The organism is Photobacterium sp. WH77, assembly GCF_022014395.1.
Lineage (GTDB): Bacteria > Pseudomonadota > Gammaproteobacteria > Enterobacterales > Vibrionaceae > Photobacterium > Photobacterium arenosum.
The window spans coordinates 15,274-38,836 of record NZ_JAKLTE010000022.1 but is presented as its reverse complement, the minus strand read 5'-3'; the positions used below and the strand labels follow the sequence as shown (position 1 = coordinate 38,836).

General features: G+C 50.0%; 25 protein-coding genes. 11 read left to right on the top strand and 14 right to left on the bottom strand.

Features of this window, described 5'->3' with window-relative positions:
• Nucleotides 1–237 precede the first annotated feature (237 nt).
• The 4 genes from L6J37_RS17990 (at nucleotide 238) to L6J37_RS17975 (ending at nucleotide 2,797) form a co-directional block, all read left to right on the top strand.
• Nucleotides 238–642, top strand: coding sequence for a GFA family protein (locus L6J37_RS17990; protein ID WP_237796123.1), 405 nt, complete (start codon nucleotides 238–240; stop codon nucleotides 640–642).
• Between the two features lie 32 nt (nucleotides 643–674).
• Nucleotides 675–1,268, top strand: coding sequence for a chloramphenicol phosphotransferase CPT family protein (locus L6J37_RS17985; RefSeq protein WP_237796121.1), 594 nt, complete (start codon nucleotides 675–677; stop codon nucleotides 1,266–1,268).
• A 133-nt stretch (nucleotides 1,269–1,401) separates the two neighbouring features.
• Complete coding sequence (locus L6J37_RS17980) at nucleotides 1,402–2,013, top strand: LysE family translocator (RefSeq protein ID WP_192016246.1); 612 nt, start codon at nucleotides 1,402–1,404, stop codon at nucleotides 2,011–2,013.
• Nucleotides 2,014–2,017: 4 nt separating this feature from the next.
• Nucleotides 2,018–2,797, top strand: coding sequence for a phosphotransferase family protein (locus L6J37_RS17975; RefSeq protein ID WP_237796119.1), 780 nt, complete (start codon nucleotides 2,018–2,020; stop codon nucleotides 2,795–2,797).
• Between the two features lie 154 nt (nucleotides 2,798–2,951).
• Here L6J37_RS17975 and L6J37_RS17970 read toward each other — a convergent pair whose 3' ends face one another.
• On the bottom strand, nucleotides 2,952–4,361 hold the full coding sequence (locus tag L6J37_RS17970) for a PepSY-associated TM helix domain-containing protein (RefSeq protein WP_237796118.1): 1,410 nt from the start codon (nucleotides 4,359–4,361) through the stop codon (nucleotides 2,952–2,954).
• 124 nt (nucleotides 4,362–4,485) lie between these two features.
• Nucleotides 4,486–4,809, bottom strand: coding sequence for a hypothetical protein (locus tag L6J37_RS17965; protein ID WP_192016244.1), 324 nt, complete (start codon nucleotides 4,807–4,809; stop codon nucleotides 4,486–4,488).
• Between the two features lie 404 nt (nucleotides 4,810–5,213).
• Between L6J37_RS17965 and L6J37_RS17960 the strand changes: the two genes are divergently transcribed.
• On the top strand, nucleotides 5,214–5,627 hold the full coding sequence (locus L6J37_RS17960) for an aegerolysin family protein (RefSeq protein ID WP_218386178.1): 414 nt from the start codon (nucleotides 5,214–5,216) through the stop codon (nucleotides 5,625–5,627).
• A 250-nt stretch (nucleotides 5,628–5,877) separates the two neighbouring features.
• Here the strand turns inward: L6J37_RS17960 and L6J37_RS17955 are convergent, their stop codons facing one another.
• Entirely contained in the window at nucleotides 5,878–6,765 is an 888-nt protein-coding gene (locus L6J37_RS17955; protein ID WP_218386181.1) for a DMT family transporter, read from the bottom strand.
• An 81-nt stretch (nucleotides 6,766–6,846) separates the two neighbouring features.
• Nucleotides 6,847–7,380, bottom strand: coding sequence for a GNAT family N-acetyltransferase (locus tag L6J37_RS17950; RefSeq protein WP_237796117.1), 534 nt, complete (start codon nucleotides 7,378–7,380; stop codon nucleotides 6,847–6,849).
• A 133-nt stretch (nucleotides 7,381–7,513) separates the two neighbouring features.
• On the opposite strand from L6J37_RS17950, the gene L6J37_RS17945 reads away from it, so the two are divergent.
• Nucleotides 7,514–8,536 (top strand): GlxA family transcriptional regulator, encoded by a 1,023-nt coding sequence (locus L6J37_RS17945; protein ID WP_192016227.1) that lies wholly within the window; start codon nucleotides 7,514–7,516, stop codon nucleotides 8,534–8,536.
• On the opposite strand, the gene L6J37_RS17940 is transcribed toward L6J37_RS17945, so the two are convergent.
• The 5 genes from L6J37_RS17940 to L6J37_RS17920 form a co-directional block, all read right to left on the bottom strand.
• Nucleotides 8,517–9,380 (bottom strand): dienelactone hydrolase family protein, encoded by an 864-nt coding sequence (locus L6J37_RS17940; protein ID WP_192016226.1) that lies wholly within the window; start codon nucleotides 9,378–9,380, stop codon nucleotides 8,517–8,519. The two genes, L6J37_RS17945 and L6J37_RS17940, sit on opposite strands and share 20 nt — an antisense overlap.
• Before the next feature lie 5 nt (nucleotides 9,381–9,385).
• Nucleotides 9,386–10,576, bottom strand: a complete 1,191-nt coding sequence (locus L6J37_RS17935; RefSeq protein WP_192016225.1) for a trans-sulfuration enzyme family protein — start codon at nucleotides 10,574–10,576, stop codon at nucleotides 9,386–9,388.
• Nucleotides 10,577–10,608: 32 nt separating this feature from the next.
• The gene (locus L6J37_RS17930; protein ID WP_192016224.1) at nucleotides 10,609–11,856 is read right to left on the bottom strand and encodes an MFS transporter; all 1,248 of its coding nucleotides are present in this window, start codon (nucleotides 11,854–11,856) and stop codon (nucleotides 10,609–10,611) included.
• A complete protein-coding gene (locus tag L6J37_RS21445; RefSeq protein ID WP_237796116.1) occupies nucleotides 11,856–13,193 on the bottom strand; it encodes an iron-containing redox enzyme family protein in 1,338 nt (445 codons plus the stop codon). The genes L6J37_RS17930 and L6J37_RS21445 overlap by 1 nt, the downstream gene beginning before the upstream one ends.
• Before the next feature lie 129 nt (nucleotides 13,194–13,322).
• Nucleotides 13,323–13,778 carry an HPP family protein gene (locus L6J37_RS17920; protein ID WP_192016223.1) on the bottom strand — a complete coding sequence of 152 codons (456 nt, stop codon included), beginning with the start codon at nucleotides 13,776–13,778 and terminating at the stop codon, nucleotides 13,323–13,325.
• 108 nt (nucleotides 13,779–13,886) lie between these two features.
• Between L6J37_RS17920 and L6J37_RS17915 the strand changes: the two genes are divergently transcribed.
• The gene (locus tag L6J37_RS17915; RefSeq protein WP_237796115.1) at nucleotides 13,887–14,465 is read left to right on the top strand and encodes a TetR/AcrR family transcriptional regulator; all 579 of its coding nucleotides are present in this window, start codon (nucleotides 13,887–13,889) and stop codon (nucleotides 14,463–14,465) included.
• Between the two features lie 44 nt (nucleotides 14,466–14,509).
• Here L6J37_RS17915 and L6J37_RS17910 read toward each other — a convergent pair whose 3' ends face one another.
• Together L6J37_RS17910 and L6J37_RS17905 are read right to left on the bottom strand one after the other, a co-directional pair.
• Nucleotides 14,510–15,232, bottom strand: coding sequence for an SIMPL domain-containing protein (locus L6J37_RS17910; RefSeq protein ID WP_192016221.1), 723 nt, complete (start codon nucleotides 15,230–15,232; stop codon nucleotides 14,510–14,512).
• A gap of 66 nt (nucleotides 15,233–15,298) precedes the next feature.
• Nucleotides 15,299–16,267: a LysR substrate-binding domain-containing protein gene (locus L6J37_RS17905; RefSeq protein ID WP_237796114.1), complete on the bottom strand. Its 969-nt coding sequence runs from the start codon at nucleotides 16,265–16,267 to the stop codon at nucleotides 15,299–15,301.
• Nucleotides 16,268–16,400: 133 nt separating this feature from the next.
• On the opposite strand from L6J37_RS17905, the gene L6J37_RS17900 reads away from it, so the two are divergent.
• The gene (locus L6J37_RS17900; protein WP_237796113.1) at nucleotides 16,401–17,207 is read left to right on the top strand and encodes an aminotransferase class IV family protein; all 807 of its coding nucleotides are present in this window, start codon (nucleotides 16,401–16,403) and stop codon (nucleotides 17,205–17,207) included.
• A 90-nt stretch (nucleotides 17,208–17,297) separates the two neighbouring features.
• Here L6J37_RS17900 and L6J37_RS17895 read toward each other — a convergent pair whose 3' ends face one another.
• The 3 genes from L6J37_RS17895 to L6J37_RS17885 all read right to left on the bottom strand — a co-directional run bounded on the left by L6J37_RS17895 (nucleotide 17,298) and on the right by L6J37_RS17885 (nucleotide 20,212).
• Nucleotides 17,298–17,873, bottom strand: a complete 576-nt coding sequence (locus L6J37_RS17895) for an NAD(P)H-dependent oxidoreductase (RefSeq protein WP_237796111.1) — start codon at nucleotides 17,871–17,873, stop codon at nucleotides 17,298–17,300.
• 59 nt (nucleotides 17,874–17,932) lie between these two features.
• Complete coding sequence (locus L6J37_RS17890; RefSeq protein WP_237796110.1) at nucleotides 17,933–18,286, bottom strand: MerR family transcriptional regulator; 354 nt, start codon at nucleotides 18,284–18,286, stop codon at nucleotides 17,933–17,935.
• A gap of 63 nt (nucleotides 18,287–18,349) precedes the next feature.
• Entirely contained in the window at nucleotides 18,350–20,212 is a 1,863-nt protein-coding gene (locus L6J37_RS17885) for a sigma-54-dependent Fis family transcriptional regulator (RefSeq protein ID WP_237796109.1), read from the bottom strand.
• A 252-nt stretch (nucleotides 20,213–20,464) separates the two neighbouring features.
• On the opposite strand from L6J37_RS17885, the gene L6J37_RS17880 reads away from it, so the two are divergent.
• The 3 genes from L6J37_RS17880 to L6J37_RS17870 are packed head-to-tail and all read left to right on the top strand — an operon-like array spanning nucleotide 20,465 to nucleotide 23,563.
• Complete coding sequence (locus L6J37_RS17880) at nucleotides 20,465–21,556, top strand: ABC transporter ATP-binding protein (protein ID WP_237796108.1); 1,092 nt, start codon at nucleotides 20,465–20,467, stop codon at nucleotides 21,554–21,556.
• On the top strand, nucleotides 21,556–22,704 hold the full coding sequence (locus tag L6J37_RS17875; RefSeq protein ID WP_237796107.1) for an ABC transporter ATP-binding protein: 1,149 nt from the start codon (nucleotides 21,556–21,558) through the stop codon (nucleotides 22,702–22,704). The genes L6J37_RS17880 and L6J37_RS17875 overlap by 1 nt, the downstream gene beginning before the upstream one ends.
• A complete protein-coding gene (locus tag L6J37_RS17870; protein WP_192016212.1) occupies nucleotides 22,694–23,563 on the top strand; it encodes a carbohydrate ABC transporter permease in 870 nt (289 codons plus the stop codon). The genes L6J37_RS17875 and L6J37_RS17870 overlap by 11 nt, the downstream gene beginning before the upstream one ends.

Below are 23,563 nucleotides of genomic sequence, written 5' to 3'. Positions count from 1 at the left end.
GAGAGAATGCCAATTCGCCATTGAGCCAACTGACGTCAATGTTGCATGCTGGTATCAGGCTACTATCAATGATGTTACGCATCAATATGAATATTAAACAAAAACGCCATCAAACAAAAACGCCATCAACTGGCTGCCAGCTTTATTGCGTTGATTATTTTTGCATTTACAGTTTGAACAATATGCAATAGTGTTAAATCCAACGTTTAGCAGGTTGCGAATAACAAGGAATGTTTAATGCGTAAATTACATGGCGGCTGTCTGTGCGGAACAGTCACCTTTTCACTGGATGACGATTTTTCTCATTTTTATTTGTGCCACTGCGATCAGTGCAAAAAACTGACGGGTTCAGCCCATGCTTCCAACCTTTTTACCCAGCCGAACAATATCCGGTGGGAGCAGGGTGAACAAGCCATAGTGAGGTACAACCACCCGACACGCACCTTCTCCAATGCCTTTTGCGGCCAATGCGGCGCGAACCTGCCCTATTTGTCACAGAGCGGGAAAGCCCTGATTGTGCCGGCAGGTTCACTGAACGAGCAGTCTTCTAAATCACCTGACTACCAGATTTTCTGCGATGAGCAGGCATCCTGGCACAAAGCCGGTATGCTAACTCAACACCTGCCGGGGTTTCCGGAATAACTCTTGCTGCTCACTTTTAAACGTAAGAAAAAATGGATCTCATCTTTCTCAACGGACCCAGCAGCGCTGGTAAAAGCTCAATTGCCCGCGAGCTGCAACACTGTCTGGACGATTATTATCTGCATCTTGGTATCGACACCTTCATCGCGATGATGCCTGAAAAGGCCAATGTACTGGGAGAGTCCGACCAAACGGCAGATGGGTTTTACTGGCAAACCCAGTTACTGCACAACCAGCCGGTAAAGCGTATTTCCTCGGGCAGTTTCGGTAAAAAAGTAAACACCATTTACCGAACAACGGTCAGGCATATGATTGATTCCGGCCTGAAAGTGATTGTCGACGATGCCATCAATGGCGCAGAAGAAATGGCTGTCTGGCAATCCGTCCTTGCCGGCAAACAATGCCTGTTCGTGGGGGTATTCTGTGTCGATGCACTTCTGGTCCAACGGGAAAAACAACGGGGTGATCGTCTGGAAGGCTCTGCCATCGAGCAGGCAAGCCGGGTCCATGAGGGGATCCGGTACGATATTGAGATCAACACAGACACGCATTCCCCTCTGGCCTGCGCACAGCAGATTCTGCGTGCCATGAACCGCGGTGCCAAGACCCGAGATGACATTTCCTGATCATTGTCTGATTATTTTTGCATTCAGCGCTTGATCTGAATTGCACTCATCTTCATATCAGAAGGGTGCTCATTTTCTGAGCATCACCCGAAACCACAAATATCCGATTCAGCCCAACAGGAGCGCATCAATTATGGATTATCTGTACGCTATGGTTCTTTTTGCCGTGTCATCTTCCGTCACACCGGGGCCGAACAATATTATGGTGATGACTTCAGGGCTGAATTTCGGGGTGAAAAAAAGCCTGCCGCTGCTGAGTGGGATCTGTATGGGTTTTGCGATCATGCTGCTTTTGGTGGGCATTGGATTTGGTCAATTATTTGAGCTGTTTCCCAGCCTGCATTTCATCATTAAATGCCTGGGCGTTCTTTACTTACTATACCTGTCCTGGTTGATTGCCCGCTCCGGCAATGTCGGATCGTCCGGCTCACAGGTACAACCCTTTAGTTTCATGAAAGGGGCTCTGTTTCAGTGGATTAACGCCAAAGCCTGGGTTGTCGCGACAGGTGCCATCGCTGCTTTCACCACAGTGGGAGCGGATTTTTATGGCCAGAATATGATGCTGGCGCTCATCTTTTTGCTGGTTTCCTTTCCGTGCGTTGGAGTCTGGCTGATGTTTGGATCCCTGCTGAAAAAAACACTGACTCAGGACAAGTATCGCCGCCTGTTTAACTACACCATGTCCGCATTGCTGGTTGTCTCTGTGCTGCCTGTCGTGAGAGAAATTTGGAATCACTGGGCGTAATCACATGACAGATCAGGAATTAACACAAATGGGCCGTGCTCAGGTTATTCTGAGAACGCGCAACGGCAGCCCGTGTATTGAAAAACACAATGTCAGCCATGTCGAGATGTGCTTTTATCAGGACATTGCCCCGCAAATGCAGCTTTTGGGCATTCAGACCCCCAAGGTGTACCACTGTGATGCACACACTCGCCAGTTACACCTTGAATATATTCCCCATTCAATGTCTTTGGAGGCCTTAAATGCCGACAGGGAAACGTTTCGCCAGCTGGCGGCCATTCATCATTACTCCATCCCCGCACAACAGCCGGTTCGCCTCCACCAATGGACAATCCAGCAGACAGAACACGCTTTGAAACACCTGCAATTACCCTCCGCTGCCGAACAGCAGTTGTGTCAGCTTCAAACAAAATCTTCCGATCTTTTTCTACCGATCGCCTGTTTATCCGGCGACAGTAATGCAGGAAACTGGGGACGGCGCGATCAGGGAGAGCTGGTTTTGTTCGACTGGGAACGATTTGGCCGGGGCAGCCCGGCCATCGATTTAGCCCCCTTGGTGAAGGGCATGGGGACTGTGGAAGACTATCAAGCCATTGCCCGTCGGTATCTGGCGTATTCGACGTTAATGCCGGAAGACCAACTTGTCCGACAGATTATCCTCGCCAAAGCCTGGATTGTGGTGGAGGTGGTAAATCTGCTGAAAGACCGAAAAAAAGCGTCTGCGGAACAATATCTGAGCTGGTTTCGGCAGGTTATCCCCGACTGGCTCAATTTAGCTGCATGATCCGAAAATCATGCCTGTTATGGACTACACTACTCGGACAGTTACTCCCTCTTTTCAAGGGGGAGGTTAGGAGGGGGTTACAGAGCACAAATGCCAAATCCGTGCGCGCTGTTCAAACCCCACCCTCCCCTTGCCAAGGGGAGGGAAATGAAAATTACCCAAAGAATCGCGCGAGTGTCGGGACCCGGCTGAAGATCAGACGGTCGGCCAGCAGCACAATTAAAATCGTGATCCCGGCCAGCGGGAAGCAGACGCCTAACACTGCAATCACAACCGTTGCTCCTTTCCACAGCGTCATGTTCTTCGGTGCTGGCGGGGCAGAAAGCATACGCTTGCCTTTCGGTCGGCGCAGCCACCACATCGCGATACCGCTCAGGCTGATCACAATGAAGGCCAGGCAGAGCACAGTGTTTGCTGCTTTGTTCCACCCGCCAAAGTCGCCCTCGTGCAGCGCAATGCCCCACGCCATCACTTTCGCCATCGGGGAATATTGTTCGTACCTGATATCTGCCAGTACCTTGCCTGTGTACTGGTCGATGTGCAGGGTGCGATCCTGCGTCGCATCGTTAATATCGTTACTCATGGTACTTTGCAGCACGCTGTATGCGCCCTGCTCACCTTTAGGCAGATTGACACGAAACGACGTAAAACCCAGCTGTCTGGCAAACAAAACAACCGACTCCAGATCCACCTTGCCCACCATACCCTGATGACCAGCATGTGAGCCGGACACAGGCATGGGCGTTTGCTCCAGGTTCCACGGCACTTCTTCCAGTTCGCCGTGGTTCATGTCGGCATGCTTAGCATCCGAGAGCGGCACATCACCAAATACCCCCGCGGGAAAACTGTTCCATGCCTGCACCATCTTGCTGCCCCAAACCCCCGACCAGGACAGACCTGACAGCAGAAAAAGGAGCAGAAACACAGACGTTAATACCCCAGTATTCGCGTGAAGATCGCGCCAAAACGTACGCTTGCCGCTGGTCATACGCACGCGCAGCGCACCTGCTCTGCTGGCGTTGTCACGCGGCCACCACATGTAAGCGCCGCTCACAATCAGGATCACAGCAAAACTCGCCGCCAGCTCAATCAGGCGATCGCCAATATCGCCGATAAGCAGCGTGCCGTGTATTTCATTGGCCAGCGTGTACAGGTTGTTATCACGATCAAGCGAGCCCAGCACTGCAGCAGTGTAAGGGTTCACTGTCACGAACAAGCCGTGCCCGTCTGCTGTCACTACCGCAAAACGCGCCACATCTTCAGGCTGCTTAGGGGTTAAATATTGATTAATTGTGGCTTGGGGATAGGCTTGCTGAACAGCATTGAGCTGCTGACTGACAGGCAGACTTTGAGCGGCCGGCTCGACAAAAAGGAGGTCTTTAAAACGGATACTATCAATCGTCCCCGCGTAGAGCATCATCAGGCCAGTCACCGCCAGCATCAGCAAAAAAGGCACCACATACAAACCGGCATAAAAATGCCAGCGCCAGGCCGTCAGGTAGCCGTTACGTTGTGGTGATGGCAGCTTTTCCTGCTGCGCCAGAGTCTCGTTATTATTTGTCATTGAGTTACCTTCCAGTGCGAAAAATACGCACAGTTACACTGTTTCTGTCTGTCAGGCAGAAACAACCAGCATAGAGAAATGTTTGGGAAATATGTAAGCCGGGGAGAAGACGGATCTATCCCGGTTAAACCGCTGGCGGTGCTCTGGAAGGCGAAAGAAAATAGTGCCACTGGCGAGGCGTGAACTGATAGGTGTTGGCTGGTTGTGCGAGGCCTGGCTCACCCAGCCCCAGCCATCTTTCATCAATATGAGCCAGGCTGAAAACACCGATGGGACAGTGCCCCTGAGTATCATGCTTGAGCTGATCTTTACCATCAGCCAGTTTAACGAGTTTAAAACCGCCCAGTGTGCACAAGCTGGCCCAGGTTCCCGCAGGCTGGTGATGGGCATTGACCACAGGCATAGCAATGAGCAATAGCCAGCTCAAAAAGCTGGCAACAATCATCATTCTGTGTAGTGGTTTTCCTTGCCGCATTGATACTCTCGTCCTGATAGCGATTGAATAGTAGATGTTGATAAAAGAATCTACAAGATGAAAAAAAATTCGTGACTGATGAGCCGGAGAACCTTGGTGGAAATCGACGCGTTTCATCAAATTCGGACAGTTCATCTCCTTATTCAAGGGAGGGAATATTCGTGCAGAAACCAAATTCTAAACCAATCTGTAAATCATATGATGATGATTTACAGAATTCTTATCCCAAAATCACACATCATAAACATGCTGTTGTTTTTCGGATATTCATTAACTAACTTCATGCTGACTGCTTAGAACAATCGCTAGTAAGTGGTAATGAGTCGTCAGCGATAATTCTAGGTTTCTTAAACTTAATTGTATTTTAAGGAGCTTACATGGCTTACGCACAATGGGTCAGCTATACCGTCATCGCAGATAACTGCAACCTGCAAGTGAAAAATGCGCAACACAGCTGGGGTAAATTTTATCAGTACGACAATAAAGATCATGAACTGTCGCCTGAAGAAGTGAATGGGCAAGTCGTCGAAATTGGGCAGGAAGGTTTTAACATCGTAAGCTCCTGTGGTCGCTCTGATTCAGCTTCCGGTACCCAAGGTTCGTTTGATCTGTACGACGGTTCAACAAAAGTCGTGACTCTGGTTTGGGATTGTCCCTGGGGCAGTAAGTCAAACAGCTGGTCTCAAACTGGCCAGAACCGCAATTATGTTGTGTCTGTGACAGGCGGCTCCATGAACTCTGGCGCCATCGGTGTCCTGACTGTGGAAGTGATCAAGAAACACGTCAGCTAATATAGAAGGCAGTGCGGGATACATCATCCCCACTGCCTTTCTCTTTTTCACCGCATAACGACACATATTCGCAATCACGCTTTGCTGCGACAGACACTCTTTGCTCGCCCAAAGAGTACCTGGCGCGCATAAGAAAATGCCGAGGACTACGCCAAATCTGAAGCGCGACATGCATATTTCCCCAAATGGCGGTCATAAAAAAGCAGCGTTTCCGCTGCCTTTCTGAATGCTATCTTTGGCTGATTCGCTGTTATGCCGTCACCAGTTTGCTCCGGCGGGCTTTCAGCCTCAGTTGGGCGACGGCCACTCCGCAAAGCACCATACCGCCGCCGATCAAATGCACCGCTTCCAGCTGTTCATTCAGTACAACACTGGCAATGATAGCGGTGATCACTGGCATCAGGTTCATGAACATGGCTGTTTTGTCTGCGCCCAGCATTTTGATCCCTTTCATCCAGCACCAGGGCGCAATCACAGAAGCAGGAATCGCGGCAAACAACACCAGAGGTAATGCATCGCCGGTAATCGCTACCCGCTGACTGGTAAACAGCATAGGCAGGAGGAACAGGACGGCAAACATGCCCTGAACATACACAGACTGCCAGTTACTCAGGGGCATATCCCAGCGTTTGAGTAATACACAGTAAAGCGCATACACGAACGCAGCCAGCAGGAGTAAGCCATCACCCTGATTAATGCCCTGTGCGAGCAACTGAGACGGATCGCCGTGGCTCAGCATCAATACCAGCCCGCCAAGCGACAGTACAGCACCCACCATTGCCAGTGGCGATAGCTTTTGTTTCAGAATAGGTACACTCAGAAACATACTCATCAGAGGAACCAGTGACATAATCAGCGCCATATTGGTGGCTGTGGTGGTCGGTGCGGCAAAATACCCCAGCGACTGGTTCAGTACCATGCCCAGAAACGCCAGCAATGCCAGCTTCGACAAATGCGGCTTGATGTTTGACCACTGACGAATAACAGAGGTAATAACAAAAGGTGTCAGTGCCAGCATGGCAAAAAACCAGCGGTAAAAGGCGATCGCTCCCGGATCGATTACGCTGTAGGAAAGTTTGTTAACAATGGCATTCCCTGCCCAAATTGAAACCGTCAATAAGGGAAATAAGTAGATCATGCGCTGCCTTCGCTGAGATGGTAGAAAAATACGCTGTACGTATGTATTCATTGTCTCAGGTCAGCTTAGAAATACATATCTCTAATCGGACACTCTACCCTTACATTCAGACATATCAGTAATTATCGGCATTAACTGATATCGTAATATGGTTTCGCTACCCCCTACATCGGTATAGGAGCCTAAATACCGGCCGCCATTGCGCTCTATGACACCTCGCGAGGCGGTATTTTGAGCGCTGCAAGTAATAATGAGAGGCTGAGAGCAACAATGCCGGCATACCCAGTTCAGCATGAAACTGGCGACACCTTGCCGTCTGGCAGTCGGGCGTGTCTCGTAGCCGACATGTCCGATAACATTTTCGACATAAGCGTTGCTGCCAGTTCGGACCCGAATCGCACCAGCAATCTCACCGTGACTGATGCAAAAAAACGTAGTCGAAGGTAGCCAGCCCTCTGGCAAACCCAAACCCTCGGCATGCGCTATCCTGCTTTTCAGGTACGTTTCAGGATGACTGACTGCTGCCTGATATTGTTTAATACCATTGGCGGCACACTCGTTAACATAAGAAATATATTTCACCAGATGCCGTTCAGCGGCCTTCTCCATTTCCATATCTCGACCTTAAATTGAATAAAATCATAGGATTATTGGCCAAGACTACCATATTCCTTTAATTGCACTAGTCACTATGTCTGGCTGGGTGGTACATTGTTTTCTGAATACACCTTCAATGGACTGAATTGCAATGAAGCATGCCAACCCAAAGAATATCCCGATTGATGTCTACTTCCTGCTGACTCCTGACGTACATTTACTTGATCTGGCTGGCCCCTGTCAGGCTTTTCATGAAGCCATCAGCTATGGCATGGATCTGAATCTGCATTTCATCAGTGATCAAAATTCCCAGAGCAGTCATCAGGGACTCACTCTCGGTGGCATGCAACCTTTGCCATCTTCTCTGCCTGATAATGCCATAGTGGTTGTGTGTGCATCGAAATACCATGAAGGGATATACCGGAATCAGGCCAGTGAGCGGTGCATTGAATGGCTCAGGCATACCCCGAAAGCCGATACCCGGATTCTCGGTATTTGCACCGGGGCTTTTTTACTGGGGTTAGCTGGCTGGCTGGATAATCGTCAGTCGACAACGCACCACAAGCTCACAGAGGCGCTGTCGCAACAATTCCCTGCTGCAGACGTGTTGCCAGAACGGATTTTTGTACAGGATGGTCAGGTCTACACCACAGCAGGTGTAACAGCCGGTATTGACCTGGCCCTTCAGCTCATCGAAGATATCAGCGGCAGCCGGTTTGCTATGGAAGTGGCACGGGATCTGGTGGTCTATCGTCGCCGTATGGCAAACGATCCACAGATATCCAAACAGCTCAGCTTTCGCAGCCACATTTCACCGCTGGTACACTCCATTCAGGATTACCTGCAGACAAAACTGCATGAAAAACTGGCACTGGCCGATATAGCCGACGCCTTTCGGGTCTCTTCCCGCCATATGCAGCGAGAATTTAAAAACGCTACCGGCCTGACCATTAGGGAATATCTGGTCGAACTGAGGCTGGAAGAAGCCAAGTGCTACATTGAAAATGGTGACACCATTGAAGTGGCAGCGTTTAAGTCCGGTTTCCCCCAGGCTAGTTCATTGCGGGCCGCCTGGAAGAAAAAGTATAAAACCCTGCCAAAAGAATCCGCCGCTAAAGTGGACGCGGCGGCCGAAAGTACAGGGAGATACCTGCTCAATCGCTCAACTGGGTAACAAAAAACTGTGACGCCAGTTTGAGAGCATGTTTGGTGGCCTCCGGGTTATAACGGATAGGGACATTCCCTCCCTTGCCCCGGAAAGCATAAGGATCAAAAAAGGTACTTTCTGCTCTGGGCAGCTCAAAGGCATGGGTGGCACCGGGCAATGTCACCAGTTTCACCAAGGACTGGTTAGACTGTGGCAACTGGCTGACCAGCGTCTTGCAATCATCCGGACCATCATATTTGTCCTCTTCGCCTGACAAGATCATCAAATGGCGGTCTGCAGCAATGCCGGTAAAGGGATACCCTGACACCTTGTTATAGGCCCAGCACACCGGATAGTTGGCAACCAAGGCTTTCAGTGAGCCTGATTCCTGCTCGCCCGCCATCAGCATGGCAACCACACCGCCCCAGGAAAAGCCAATAAGGCCCAGTTCGCCGGCATTAATATCCTGGCGGGATTTCAGATAATCAATTGCCGCATACACATCCGGTAGCGTCTCTTTAACATGTTTCGGACGAGACAACCCGCCTTCCAACCCTCGGGCAGCCCACATGTCGATTTCTAATGTAGCAAAACCCTGCCTGTTCAATACCTGACTGTAGAGTGCGCCGCGTTCGTCCACACCACCAGAACCGTGCACTATGATAACCGCAGGCAGGGGTGCCTCAATACCGTCAGGTTTGGTGAAACGTGCAGCCACAGTCACCGGATTATCAGCTGATTGGCCGGACTGAAAAGCCACATAATTGTGTTTATACAAAGTGTTTGGCGTGTGGTTCTGCGCCGCATTGGCTGTGCTGGATACCAGCACAGAGGCAAACAAAAGCGCAGCATTACGAAATGTGTTCATCATGACAGCTATACAACTTCCCTGAGTGAATGTGTTACCTGAGAGGCAGCCAGTGCCTGCCCGAGATCCTGAATGATATCCTGACTGGCTTCCAGCCCGACACACAACCTGACCAGGCCGTCTGAAATACCGTACTGCTGCTTCTCTTCCTGAGAATACCGACAGTGGGTCGTCGAGGCCGGGTGGGTCACCATAGATTTGGTATCACCAATATTGGTACAGCGGGCCACCAGATTGAGCGCATCAATACACCGCCAGGCCGCTTTCTGACCGCCTTCAACAACAAAACTGATCACCGGGCTGTGGCCGGTTTGCTGTTTGGCAATCACCTCGGCCTGCGGATGCGAATGACTGAAGGTGGAAAAGACCTGCTTCACACAAGACTGCTGACGCAGCCAGGCTTCGACCGTTCTGGCGTTCTGTTCATGCATGGTCATTCTGGCCGTCAGCGTGTCCAGACCGTGACTCAGCACCCAAGCCGTAAAGGCATTCATGCAAGTTCCGGAACTGCGCAAATAGTTTTTCAATGGCTGGATCACGTCTTTACGTCCGGCGATGACACCACCAACCGTTCTGCCCTGCCCGTCCATGAATTTACCGGTTGAATGCAACACCAGATCGGCACCATGGTTTAACGGTCGCTGGTTGACCGGAGACAGCAAAGTGTTATCCACCACCAACAGGGCATTATTACGTTTTGCCAGCCCGGATAACCAGGTTAAATCCGCCACTTTCAGCAGTGGGTTGGTGGGAGACTCAACCAAAATCATGCGGGTACGATCACACATAGCGGCTTGCCATGCATGCTGATCATCAAGATCCACACAAGTCGCCGTGATACCAAACTGGCCGAAATACTGACGAAATAGGTGGGTAGTGGTTCCGAAAATACCGCTGGCCAGCACAACATGGTCGCCCTGTTTTAGAAACGTCATTGCCAGCGCCAGATAAGCGGCCATACCAGAAGCAAAGGCCACGGCGGATTCCGCGTTTTCCAGCGAGGCCAGCTTTCGTTCAAAATGTTCGACCGATGGATTGGTAAAACGGCTGTAAATATTCCCTTCTGTCACCCCGTTGAACCTGTCACTGGCTTCCTGCGCCGACGTAAAATCATAGGCCGATGTCATGGCAATGGCCGCGGCATGAGAGTCATCCAATGAAGGAAACTCCATGTGTATTGCTCGGGTTGATTGCTCCATGCTTTTTATTCCTTTCATCATTGAGTCGGCGATTAAGATGGTGTAACAACCTGCGATTGCGGTTTATCTTTAAAGGCATCAGAGAAGTAAAAAACCATTCCCATTGCGACAGAGACAAAACACAACCCAGTCACTGCAAGTGTGATGAAGGAGTAACTTTGCGTCGCATCATAAGACAGGCCACCCAGCCATACCGTGCCAAAGACGAAGACCTGGTGAACGGTAAACAGGCAGCCAAAAATCTTGCCTTTCACTTTCTCGCCATAGGCTTTAAGACACATGAGTGACGTGACTATTACTGTTCCCATATAGGTTAGGCCAAATAGCACGGCAAAAATCATGCACAATAGAAAGCTGTCTGCTGAGAGCACAATCAGCATAGAAGCACCACGGACAGCGTAAAGCAGAGACAGCATCAAAGCCGGCGCTGAATAACGCAGTAAATAGCCCACTAAAAACGCGCCGATGAGTTCTGCTGCACCCAGCACGCTCAGCGATGAAGCGACTATGGTGGCCTCCCCTTCTCCCCCGCTAAAACGTTCCTGTAACATAGGAACCAAATGCACATCGACATAAGCCATTGAGGCACCGCAACCACCGAATGACAGCGCCAGTAACAGAAACAGTGGTTTTCTCAGGTGTTGATGCCATTTCAAATCATCCCCGTCGCTCTCGGCAGCTGTTTCAGAGACGAACTCCCGGCGTGGGAAAACACGGCATAACCAGATACAGGCAGGCAAGATCACCACAGCAAACACACCGAAGATGATCAGGCTGATGTCTTGCCAGATTACAAAGGTATTCAGCCACACCCAGAATGGCGACAGCACCATAAAGCCAATTGCTGTACCGTTGGTAATGGCGGCGTACGCCATGCCTTTGTTCTGACTGTCAAAGATACGGTCGACCAAAAGCGCCAGCGGCACAAAGGTCATCGCCGTTAATGCATAAGCCGCCAGCACGCCGAACAACACCAGGAACAGCCAGAAGTTGAATGACACTGCCATCAGCAGATAGACAAACACCGCAACTACAGCGCCAGACAAAATGGTCAGCGCCGGGCCGATACGGTCACATATCCAACCAACAACAGGAGACAATATGCCAATCGACAACCCAAACAAGGCGCTGGTTAACGAGAAAATACCCCGTCCCAAACCACACATGCTGGCTAAATCCAGGAAGTAAACCTGATAGCTTCCCTTAATCGAGGACGCCCAAAAGGTCACCAGCACGCCAACGGAAATGGCGATTATCTGCTTATTACGGGATATATCCATCAGGCCTCCTGAAGCGACTCCGCTTGCACCTGTTGATCTTTTTTGTCATAACCAAAGTGTTCATACACCCCTTGATACATCCCATAGAACAGCTCGCAGGTGATATTAATCGCCTCAAGGGCTTCCTGTTGCTTTTTCGGTGTATCACAGAGATCAGCCAGCAGCGCCAGGCCTTGCTGAACATGGCCGACATCTTCTTCCTGATGCACAGAGAAGAACAGCAAATCAGCTTCTTTCAGGTCGTACACTTTACCCAGAATATTGTGCCGAGCTTCGTCTCCCACACTTTCCAGGTTCTGCCCTTCACTGGCGACCATCACGGCCGCTGCACCTATGTGGTACAAATCCGGGTTTTTACAGGCGATCAAGCGATAATCAATCAGTGCCTGAGTCTGTGGCAGTGCAATAGCTGCGTCACGTTCAGTGTCAGAAATGCCTAATGCCTTGATAAAGTCCTGCATCAGCTCAACATGATTTTTAGTATTGGATAACCGGCCGGTTTCTTCTTCATACATGTTGTGCAACAGCGCCCGCTTGTGTTTTGGCAAAGGACAGTGAAAAAACAGATGCTCAATATAAGTCAGAAAGTGCTTAGTAAGCTGATAGCCCTGCAAAGTGGTGAACTTTAATAAATCTGGATTAGGGTTATTTTCATCCAGCAGATATTTAAAAAGTGGGTGACCTAAGGTCAGGTGATTTTCTAATGTCTCACGCATTAATTCGCGAAAATCTTTTTTATGAATAAGTTCAGCGCCAACTGACATAGTTTGACTTCCTTGTTTGTAGAATGTTTTAAAACGGTTCCAGAGATCAACCGTGCGTTGTTTCATGTAATGCCCGTCGAATGACTGCCCCTGATAACGGCTGTAATCATTCAGGATTCCATACGTTTCAAACCCACACTTGTTCCAGATTCGATGAGCCTTCGAACCACCCCGCACATCCAGTGTGAGCAGTTCAACACCTTGCGACATGCACGATTGTGCTATCGCAGCCAGTGTCTGTTCCAATAATCCCTGGCTACGGTAATGGGGATGAATCATCCCCTTTTGTAGATCACAAATATGCCTGGTGGTTTGCTGATGGCTTTTCTTAAAGAAACAGCAAACCACTACTGTGCCGTTTTTCACCCCAATCAGAATTTGCAACACCTGACTGGCGATATCTCTTTCCAGTGAAGATAAATACCGGCTCGCTTTCTGTTCATCAAAGCCGGTGTCGAAACCTAAAATAGCGTCATCAGCCTGACTGAGTTTCAACAGTTCTATCAGCGGTTGCTGATAGTCCGAGAACAGTTCAACGCTATTGATCAGCACGTAAGAAAGAGAATCAGACACAACAAATTCCTGTAGGTATTGTTATCAATCGAATGATTAATGAGTTGGCTCAATCCTATTAACCATTGAATCAGTTTCATAGCGCAAAAAGAGACATTTTTTCACCATAAAAGTGACATTCCGGTACGTTCAGGCTTGTCGCCTCCACCGCCAGATACCTTTATTGACCATCTGACCGACAAGCACCATGACAACGGCACCAATCAATACCGGCGTTATCAAAAACGACCAGGTTTGCCCGGTCAGCATAATTAACAGTGGATTAGCACCCGCTGGCGGATGTGTCGTTTTCGTCAGCAACATGGCTGAGACAGCAAGGCCTGAAGCCACCGCTAATGTCAGGGATGTAACGCCAACAAAGCTGACAAAAAACACTCCAATGAATGCCGTTAACAAGTGACCGGCTATCACATTTCTGGGCTGCGCTAACGGGCTGTCCGGTACACCGAAGACCAATACTGCCGTCGCGCCGAATGGGGCCATCAGCCACAGTCCGGCCGAGGTCAGGTTCTCTGCCAGCGACAATAATCCGATGGCCACCGCCGCACCCAGTCCGGATAACAGTGCAATACCGTATTGATTCATTTTGTACTCCTTCTTAATAATTAGTAGACCGACCTGTCTACTTAGGGGAAATCAGAGTAGACAAGTCAGTCTACCGATGTCAAGATGCTTTTCAGATGAGGAGGATGCATGAGTACGACAAGGTCATTGAAAACAGACAAAAAACAACTGCTGACAGATACCGCGCTCACCCTGTTTTACCGCCAGGGTATTCATGCTGTGGGTATCAACGAAGTGCTGAAAGTCTCTGGGGTGGCAAAGAAAACGCTCTACAGCTACTTCAGCAGTAAAGACGAGCTCATACTTGCGGCACTGGCTGCGCGCGACGAGATTTTTATGACATGGCTGGAACAGCAATTAGCGCCGGCAAACAGCGATGAAGAGGTGATCACCTGCCTGTTCGGGAGCCTGAGCGACTGGTTCCATGACAGGGTGCCGGCATTAAGCCCTTTTCGCGGCTGTTTTTTTATCAATGCATCGGCAGAATTCAGCGAAGAAAATACCGCAATTACCGACTATTGTTGCGAGCACAAACGCAAAGTCCGGGCGCTGATTCAGCAGCACCTTCACGCGCCGGACGAAGTCTTGCTGGATAGCATTTGCCTGATGAAAGAGGGCGCGATTGTGTCGGCATTTGTCGGTAAAGATCTGGCTGCTGCAGAAAAATGTGTGCCGGTATTAATGACGCAGATCCGCAAATCAGGCTGAGCAGAAGCACACGGCTGCGTCGTATTGTATTGCGCGTGGCCTCTTTAATCAGAAAGATAATATTCGACCGTCGAGACCACTCTGATTTTTTTAATGTGCGGATTATTTTTATCCCGCGCACTGATTGAAAACTGGCCTTGAGTCGCTTTTCGGATTTTTCCCAGTGTGCTGTCAGAATCCGAGGCAAATTTCTGCGCCACTTCACGGGCATTGCGGGTGGCTTCTTCGATCATCTCAGGTTTAATGGCGTTCAGGCGGGTAAACAGGTATTCGGTCTGGGTTTGATACGCATCGCCGGTAAAAACTATGCCTTGTTTACCCAGCTCAGAAAGCGATCCCATGACATTACGTACCGTATCAATATGGGTAGAGTACACAGTGACGGTCTGCATCGCGGTATAACGGTACTGCGCCTGCACATCACTGCCATATTGCTGGGCAGATTTATCCGTGATCGCAGGAGTGGAGACAGAAATCTCATCAACGTCTATGCCATTGCCCCGCAGGTAAGATCGGATCTGCGATGTCTGGCCATCCAGCATCTGGTACAGCTCGGTTAAATCATTACTCGCGACATTGTACTGTATCGGCCATATCACGATATCGGCCGGATATTCTCTTTCTGATAACCCTTTGACTGTCACACTGCGGTCAAGCTGCTTATAGGTCAGTGCAGCATGACCAAGCAAATAGCCCAACAGAGTCAGCCCCAGTAATATACAAACACCCAGCACGGCAAAGCCGATTCTGTCTTGTCGCTGCTGCATTGTGCCTCCTTGGCATTCAGGTAGTTTATCTACTGAGTTTAACAGGATTTTTTTACCACAACGGACTCACTTTCCAGAGGCCTGATGTTTCGCTTCGCCAACTGCGATATTCTCCCCTTGATGACTTTCAATGACAGTAAATAACCAACTCAAAAAATCAGCCACTGCTTCTTCTTTCTCACTGCTTTCCGGATAAACAAAGTAATACGCAAACTCATCGGGTAGTTTCATCGTCAGATCAAACAGTTGCACGAATGACCCTTGCGATAGCTGGTTTGAGACAAGTCTAGGTTCAACCAAGCCCACAGTGACATTATCCTGAACCGCTTGGATCACATGGTTGAGATCAGAGAACGCAATACTCTGGCTATTATCGAATGCATTGACATTTGCCTGGCTCATCCACCTTTTCCAGTCAGGCCAAGTTTGCCCATTTACCGTGCAGTTGACATAACTTAGCGGCAGTCTGAGAAGATCTTCCGGTTTATTTATATCCTGATGATTTGCTAAAAATTCGGCACTACAGACAGCGACAACTGACGTTTCAAATAGCTTATTTGCCACACAATCAGGATATCGGCCATTACCGAACCGGATAGCCATATCAATACCATCGCGACCAAAATCTCTGACGTCATCCGTGATGTCTAACGTTATCGATAAATCTGGCCTCAATTGTTTAAATTCTCCGAGTTTAGGTAATAGCCAGTATGTGGCAAATCTGGCGCCGACTGACAAAGTAAGATGCGAACTATGCTTGTTAATCCTTCTGGCAGAGCCGAGTGCCTGTTCCATATTATCGAGAGATTCAGAAACAGCGGTAAACAATATACTCCCCTCTGGGGTTAATTGAATGGAGCGGCTGTTTCTTTTAAATAAAGAAAAACCCAGTTGTTCTTCCATTTCCTTGATCTGATAACTCACTGCCGCTGGTGTAAGGCTGACTTCTGTTGCCGCTTTTGAGAAATGTAAATGCTTTCCTGCTGCAACAAATATCCGTAATGCTCTGGTTCCCGGTATGAATTTACTGTTCATCAATCATCAAAAATTATCAAATGCAGGTTCAAGTAATACTTGTTTCTCTTTCCCGACGCAATAAATCAATATTCCTCCCAGTGTTCAGCTTCTTTCAATCAATAAACTCACGCTTATGGAGGCAAGAAAACTCATGCCAAATCAAGCTACAGCCGTCATCAATGGGCAATTGGCTACCGGATCTCAATTATCAGCGCTGACGTTTGCTGGTCATGCCCACTTTACTGCCATGCAAGTGCGCAATGGAAAAATTCGGGGACTCGACCTGCACATTGAACGCCTGCAACAAGCCTCGCACCATTTATTCGGAAAATCGTTAAGTAACGAGGCCATTCTTCATCAGATTCGCGACGTCTTACGGTCCGGAGAGAACAATCGCTCTCTGATGGTTTATGTGTATTCTGACAGCGGAGAGTTTACTCCCCGAGAGGATAGTTCAAGGTTAAACATACTGATTCGCCAGTCTGCAGCCAGTGACGGTCCCCACGGCCCTTTAACCATGAAAACCTTTGCTCATGAACGAATACTGCCTTCCATTAAGCATGTCGGGGAAATTGCAAAAACCCATTTGATGCGTCAAGCAGTTAACCAAGGATTCGATGACGCCATATTCACGGATAACCAGGGCCGGCTAACTGAAGCGAGTATCTGGAATCTCGCCTTCTGGGACGGTGAAGCAGTGATCTGGCCCAAGGGGGCAAAGTTGCGTGGCACCACAATGCAGATAGTGCAGCGTCAGCTGGACGCAATGCAGATACCGCAACAAGAGCAAAATATCACTGAAACCAACTTACTCTGTTTTCAGGCTGCCGCTGTCATGAACTCCTGGACACCGGGTATCGCGATTTCCAAGATCAATACAACGCATTTCTCTGATACCAGTGATTTTATCGCTTTATTACACCACGCATTCGCTAATGAAGCTTTAATCACGCCCTGAGTACCAGCAACTTTCTTTTTTAGAAAGCGGATGCAACATCATCAACATAGCGGGCAGAAAATGCCCGCACACTTTACCTCAACACCGCGGTTACACGCCTTGCGAACCCAACCGTTTCGCTGTCGCAATCCACTCGGCACGCTCTGATTCTGATGACAGTATCACCGAGCCGAACAAGCTGGTGTCAGCTGCGCTGACGCCACTGAACTGCAGCGTAAACTGATCCAGCTGTGCCAGAACCGGGGCGGCCTGTACCGTCAGAAAGTCCTGCGGAGCATCCATGGTCAGGATGATCCTGGCTGTTTTTCCTGTCAGCAACTGCACCGGCTCCGGGTTATCACCTTCAAATTGAAAAGCAAATCCCGGCAAGAAGGTTCGGTCAATTAAGCCTTTAAATTTAGCGGGTAGCCCGCCCCACCACACAGGTGACACAATCACGATATGTTCGGCCCACCGCAGGAATTCCTGGAAATGCTGAAGGCAGGGTTCTAGCGGCTGAACCGCATCGTAACCCGAGTCAAGACTGGGGTTGAAGTGCATCTCCGACAGGTTCAGACGACGCACGCTACTGTGCTCCCGCGCTTCAATGTCATACGCATCCGCGAGGCACTTGGCAAAGCTTTCCGCTTTGGGGTTGGCATTCAGTAACAGAATGTTTTTGCTCATGATGTTTCCTTGTTGTCCAGAATCAATCATGAGTGTAAAGCCTCCCCTATAGGGCAGAGTCAAGCTGTCTGCGGGCAACCATCCATAGATCGGAGACATAGCTCCACGCGTTTTATTTTCTGTTCAAGCAATGCTTGCTCTGCCATCAGTTGCTGCCTGACATCAAGCAAGAAACAATGAATACGATCCCAGTCCACGTCACCATCCCGGTAGCGTATCACGCCTTTCAGCCGGTTCAGGGTCACGCCAAGTTGCTTGGCCTCTTTGATAAGCTGGAGCACCTCGACGTCCGTCTCGGTATATACCCTGTAATTACCCTGACGAAGCGGAACGCGAATCAGGCCCATGTCTTCATACAACCTGATGGCCTTGACTGACAATCCTGTCCGCTTGGATACCGCGCCGATGTACATGTTATTTACCCTGCTTAAAAACTGACAGCCACAATCATACTGTAATTACAGGACTGATGCTGATCAGCCATCATGCCACAAGCCCAGTTGCTTCAAGCGTTTATAGACAGTATTTCGGCTCACGCTCATTGCTTCCGCGGTTTTACTCACATTGCGGCCCAGCGCCATGTACACTTTCGGCAACGCGGTCTGCCAGTCTTCTTCCAGCAGTTCGTCATCAATGTCGTCGGCGATGCGGGCGATCCCTTTGAGATCCCAGAAGAAATCATCCGGCAAATGCTGGGGCTCAATCACCTTACCTGCCGCCAGCACAGTAGCGACCCGCAGCACATTGTGTAACTGGCGGATATTGCCGGGCCAGTTGTGCGAATCGAACAGCTGCATGACCTCGTCACTGACAGTGACATGGCGATCACCGTCACAGACTTCATCAAGCACAGACAGTACAAGCTGCGCCATATCCTGTCTGTCACGAAGAGCAGGCAGAGCCACAGTCAGGCCGTTGATCCGGTAATATAAATCTTCCCGGAACTGTCTGGCTTTTATCTCATCACGCAGTGACTGATGCGTGGCGCAGACCAGCTGAAAATCCACCGGATAGCTTTCACTGCTGCCTAAAGGCATTACCCGTTTTTCTTGCAGCACACGCAGCAGCCTGGCCTGAGTCGGCAGCGGCATATCACCAATTTCATCCAGAAACAGCGTGCCTTTATCGGCACCACGGATCAGTCCCATGCTGCCTTTGGGGTTGGCTCCGGTAAAAGCCCCTTTGACATAGCCAAACAACTCGGATTCCACCAGCTCAGAAGGAATGGCGGCACAGTTGACGGCCACCATATCAAACGCTGCCCGATGCGAAGAGGCATGAAAAGCGCGCACAAAACGCTCTTTTCCCACGCCGGTCTCGCCGTGTATCAATAAGGGAATATCACTGTTGAGCACACTCATCGCCTGATGAACGGCTTTTGCCATTTGCTTATCGCCCGTATCCAGATCCGTCAGTGAGGGCTCACACTGTGGTGTTTCCCGGGCTGCATGGCGGGGAAAGACAATGCCAGAGGGCGCAGTAACAGACGGTTCAGCCGGGGCGTTTATCCGGGCAAACAGCGGAAAAGACGTCAGCCCGCTGAATGTCAGTGTGGCGTCCTGCTGTGTTGCCATCAGCGCCTGCAGGGACATACCGGCCACCATGTCTATGGTGATGCCAGCCAATGGCTTACCTAACAACAAATCAGCCCGGCGGTTGGCCGAGACAATTTGCCCCTGAAAATCAAACACCAGCAGTCCGGCCCACTGACTGCCCAGATTATCAGGACTGGTATTGAAGACAAATTGCCAGAAGTGCTGGCCATAAGCGGCAAGAATCAGCTGATTTTCAATCGCCTGGGACATGACTTTCACCATGCCATGTACCTGGGTCGTTGGCAGGTAAGCATCGCTGGAGACGTTAAGTACTCCCACAATCTGACGATGCGGATCAACAATGGGCGATGCCGAAGCGTTCATAAAACGGTTTTGCAGCAGGAAATGCTCATCACGGCGGATGTCGGTAATCTGCTGCGTGTGCAAGGCTGTGCCAATCGCATTAGTGCCTATCACTTTCTCCTGCCAGCAGGCTCCGGGTTCAAATAATGCCGGTGCCATTTGCTGCATGAAAGACGGATTCCCCCAACGCTCCAGCAAATACCCCTCATGATCAGTGAGGATGACTAAACTGCTGCTGTTGGCGAGCATGCTCTGAAAACCGGGTAACACTTTCTCGCGGGTGACAGATACCATCACCTCTGCCAGCTGTCGTTTCTGCTGCCAGTGCAAGGGGTTGGCAAGGGTTAATTCAGGAGTCTGTTGACTGTCCAATCCGTAATCCCGGCAACGCTGCCAGGATTCGCAGACAAGGCGATCATCGCTTTGCAATCTGTTATCCATGTCGACCTTTGCTTCCGCTCTCATTGCTATTTGGCCGCAGCCAGTCCAAACACACATTCCTGAACGTTAACTATTGTTCACACAATGTTAACAATCAACATATCCAACATGTTGTTAACGAATAACAAACAAGGCAGTAAAGACAAAATACCCTGTGAATCATAAAGATAGTCAATGCTCAAGGATGTTAAATAAAGGTGGCATGTTTTTAGCGTAGTGCTGATGAGTCACACACAGGGAGCCAGAACGGACATGTCGCTCATATTGGACAAAATCACCCGCACGGTAGACGGGCTAGATTGGATAAAAACTGCCAGCCTGATGCTTGAGCCCGGCTCCTTTAATGTATTACTGGGCCGCACGCTGGCTGGAAAAACCTCTCTGATGCGCTTAATTGCAGGTTTAGATAAACCCACGACGGGGAGCATTTCTTTCAATGGCCGCGATGTGACGGGACTTCCGGTCCGTGAACGCAATATCTCCATGGTGTACCAGCAGTTCATTAACTATCCCAATCTCACGGTTTACGAAAATATCGCCTCTCCGCTGCAACTGGAAAAACTGCCAAAAGCACAGATTGATGAACGTGTTATGCAGACCGCAAAGATGCTGCACATTGAAGATTTCCTCAAACGCTACCCGCTTGAATTATCAGGCGGTCAGCAACAGCGTACCGCCATGGCCCGTGCGCTGGTCAAAGATGCCGATATCATTTTGTTCGACGAACCTCTGGTCAATCTCGATTACAAATTGCGCGAAGAGTTAAGACAGGAAATGAGAGAGCTGTTTGCCTCCCGAAATACTATTGCTGTTTATGCCACCACCGAACCCAACGAAGCCCTCGCTCTGGGCGGCAATGTGGTGCTCATGCATGAGGGAGAGATCATTCAGTCGGGGCAGACCTCTGAGGTCTACCACAACCCGGCCTGTGTGACCTGCGCCGAGCTGTTTGGCGAACCACCGATCAACCTGATCAAAGGGCAAATCAGCGCGGATAATGTGTCATTTTCCGAACACGTCCACTTTGCCCTGAACGATGATTTAAGCGATCTGCAGCCCGATCACTATGTCTTCGGCATCCGGCCGAATCACCTGACCTTAGTGCCGAACAACGATGACGATCTTGAGCTGGCGGTGGATGTCGAACTGGCCGAAATCAGCGGCAGTGAAACCTTTCTTCATGTGTCCAACCGGGAACTGGCTATGGTGCTGCATCTCCCCGGCGTGCATGAGTACGCAGTCGACAGCCGTATCAATATTTATGTGCCCACCCATAAGCTTTATGTGTTTTCAAAAGAACGGCAGCTGATACAGGCTGCCCGTTCAGGCTGGGAGAAACAATAATGGCAGAAATTCGTCTGGAATCATTGGCGCACAGTTACTCAGCGCACCCTGCCAGCGATGCGGATTACGCCATTCGCCGTATGAATCATGTCTGGGAAGACGGCGGTGCCTTTGCATTGCTTGGCCCGTCCGGCTGCGGAAAAAGCACCATGCTGAACATTATTTCCGGCCTGCTGACGCCCTCGGAAGGGGCGGTAAAGTTTAACGGTCAGACGGTGAACGGGCTGGCGCCTCAGGAGCGTAATATCGCCCAGGTTTTCCAGTTCCCTGTCATATACGACACCATGACAGTGTTTGACAACCTGGCCTTCCCGCTGCGCAACATGAAAACACCGGCAGCAAAAATCCGCAGTAAAGTGCAGGAAATTGCCGATATTCTCGAACTGACACCAGTGCTAGACAAAAAAGCCCGTAACCTCAATGCCGATGAAAAGCAGAAAGTGTCGATGGGACGAGGCCTGGTTCGTGATGATGTCTCGGCCATTTTGTTTGACGAGCCGCTGACCGTGATAGACCCGCACCTGAAATGGAAGCTGAGGCGAAAACTCAAGCAAATCCATGAGCAGTTCAATATCACTATGGTCTATGTCACCCATGATCAGCTGGAAGCGGCCACTTTTGCCGACAAAATTGCCGTGATGTACGACGGCGCCATTGTCCAGTTTGGCACGCCACGCGAACTGTTTGAGCAGCCTAACCATACCTTTGTCGGCTACTTTATCGGCAGTCCTGGCATGAATTTACTGCCGGTAACAAGAAGCAAAGAGTCCACAGAAGTGGCTTTCAACGGGTTACCGATTGCCCTGAGCGCCAGCCAGCAACTCGCCCTGGCTCAGACCCAGTCAGAGAACATCAAAGTCGGGATACGCCCTGAATTTGTTCAATTGCGGGACACACAAAAAGAGGCCGGTTTCGCCGCTACTGTCACTCATACCGAAGATCTTGGCACCTACAAAATCGTCACCGTCATGCTGGCAGATACCCCGGTCAAAATCCGGCTTGCCGAAGGCTCGCCAGTACCAGCGCACCAAGGCTGGATCAATTTTCCCAGCCGATGGCTGAAGCTGTATATCGATGAGTATCTGGTCGGCGAAGACAGTGAAAACGGTGGTAAAGACGAGCTGGGAGGCGGTGACAATGCAGCATAAAACCGACAATAACAAAGCATGGTGGCTGGTATTACCCGTTTTTCTGCTGGTGGCCTTTTCCGCCATCATTCCCTTAATGACAGTGGTGAATTACTCGATACAGGATATTTTCGATCAAAACACCGCCTATTTCGTTGGCAGCGAATGGTACAAAGAAATTCTCAATGACTCGCGCCTGCATGATTCGCTGCTGCGTCAGTTTATCTATTCAGCCTGCGTGCTGCTGATCGAAATTCCGCTCGGTATTCTCGTCGCGCTCACTATGCCGAGCAAAGGGGTCAAAGCGTCACTGGTACTGATAGTGCTCGCAATCCCGCTGCTGATCCCCTGGAACGTGGTCGGCACCATCTGGCAAATATTTGGCCGGGCTGACATCGGTCTGCTCGGCTGGTTTCTGAGCAATATCGGGGTTGACTACAACTATGCATCCAACCCTGTCGATGCCTGGGTCACAGTGCTGGTGATGGACGTCTGGCACTGGACCTCACTGGTCGCGCTGCTGTGCTATTCCGGTTTACGCGCCATTCCCGATGTCTATTATCAGGCCGCCAAAATTGACCGGGCCTCCAACTGGGCGGTTTTCCGCTATATACAATTGCCCAAGCTGAAAAATGTGCTGCTGATAGGTGTACTGCTGCGCTTTATGGACAGCTTCATGATTTACACCGAGCCTTTTGTACTGACCGGCGGCGGCCCCGGCAACGCCACCACTTTCCTGTCGCAAACCCTGACCAAAATGGCGGTAGGTCAGTTTGATATTGGCCCTGCCGCGGCGTTCTCCATCATCTATTTCCTGATCATCCTGCTGGTGTGCTGGCTGTTCTACACCTCAATGACAGCCATGGATAAGGAGAAATAA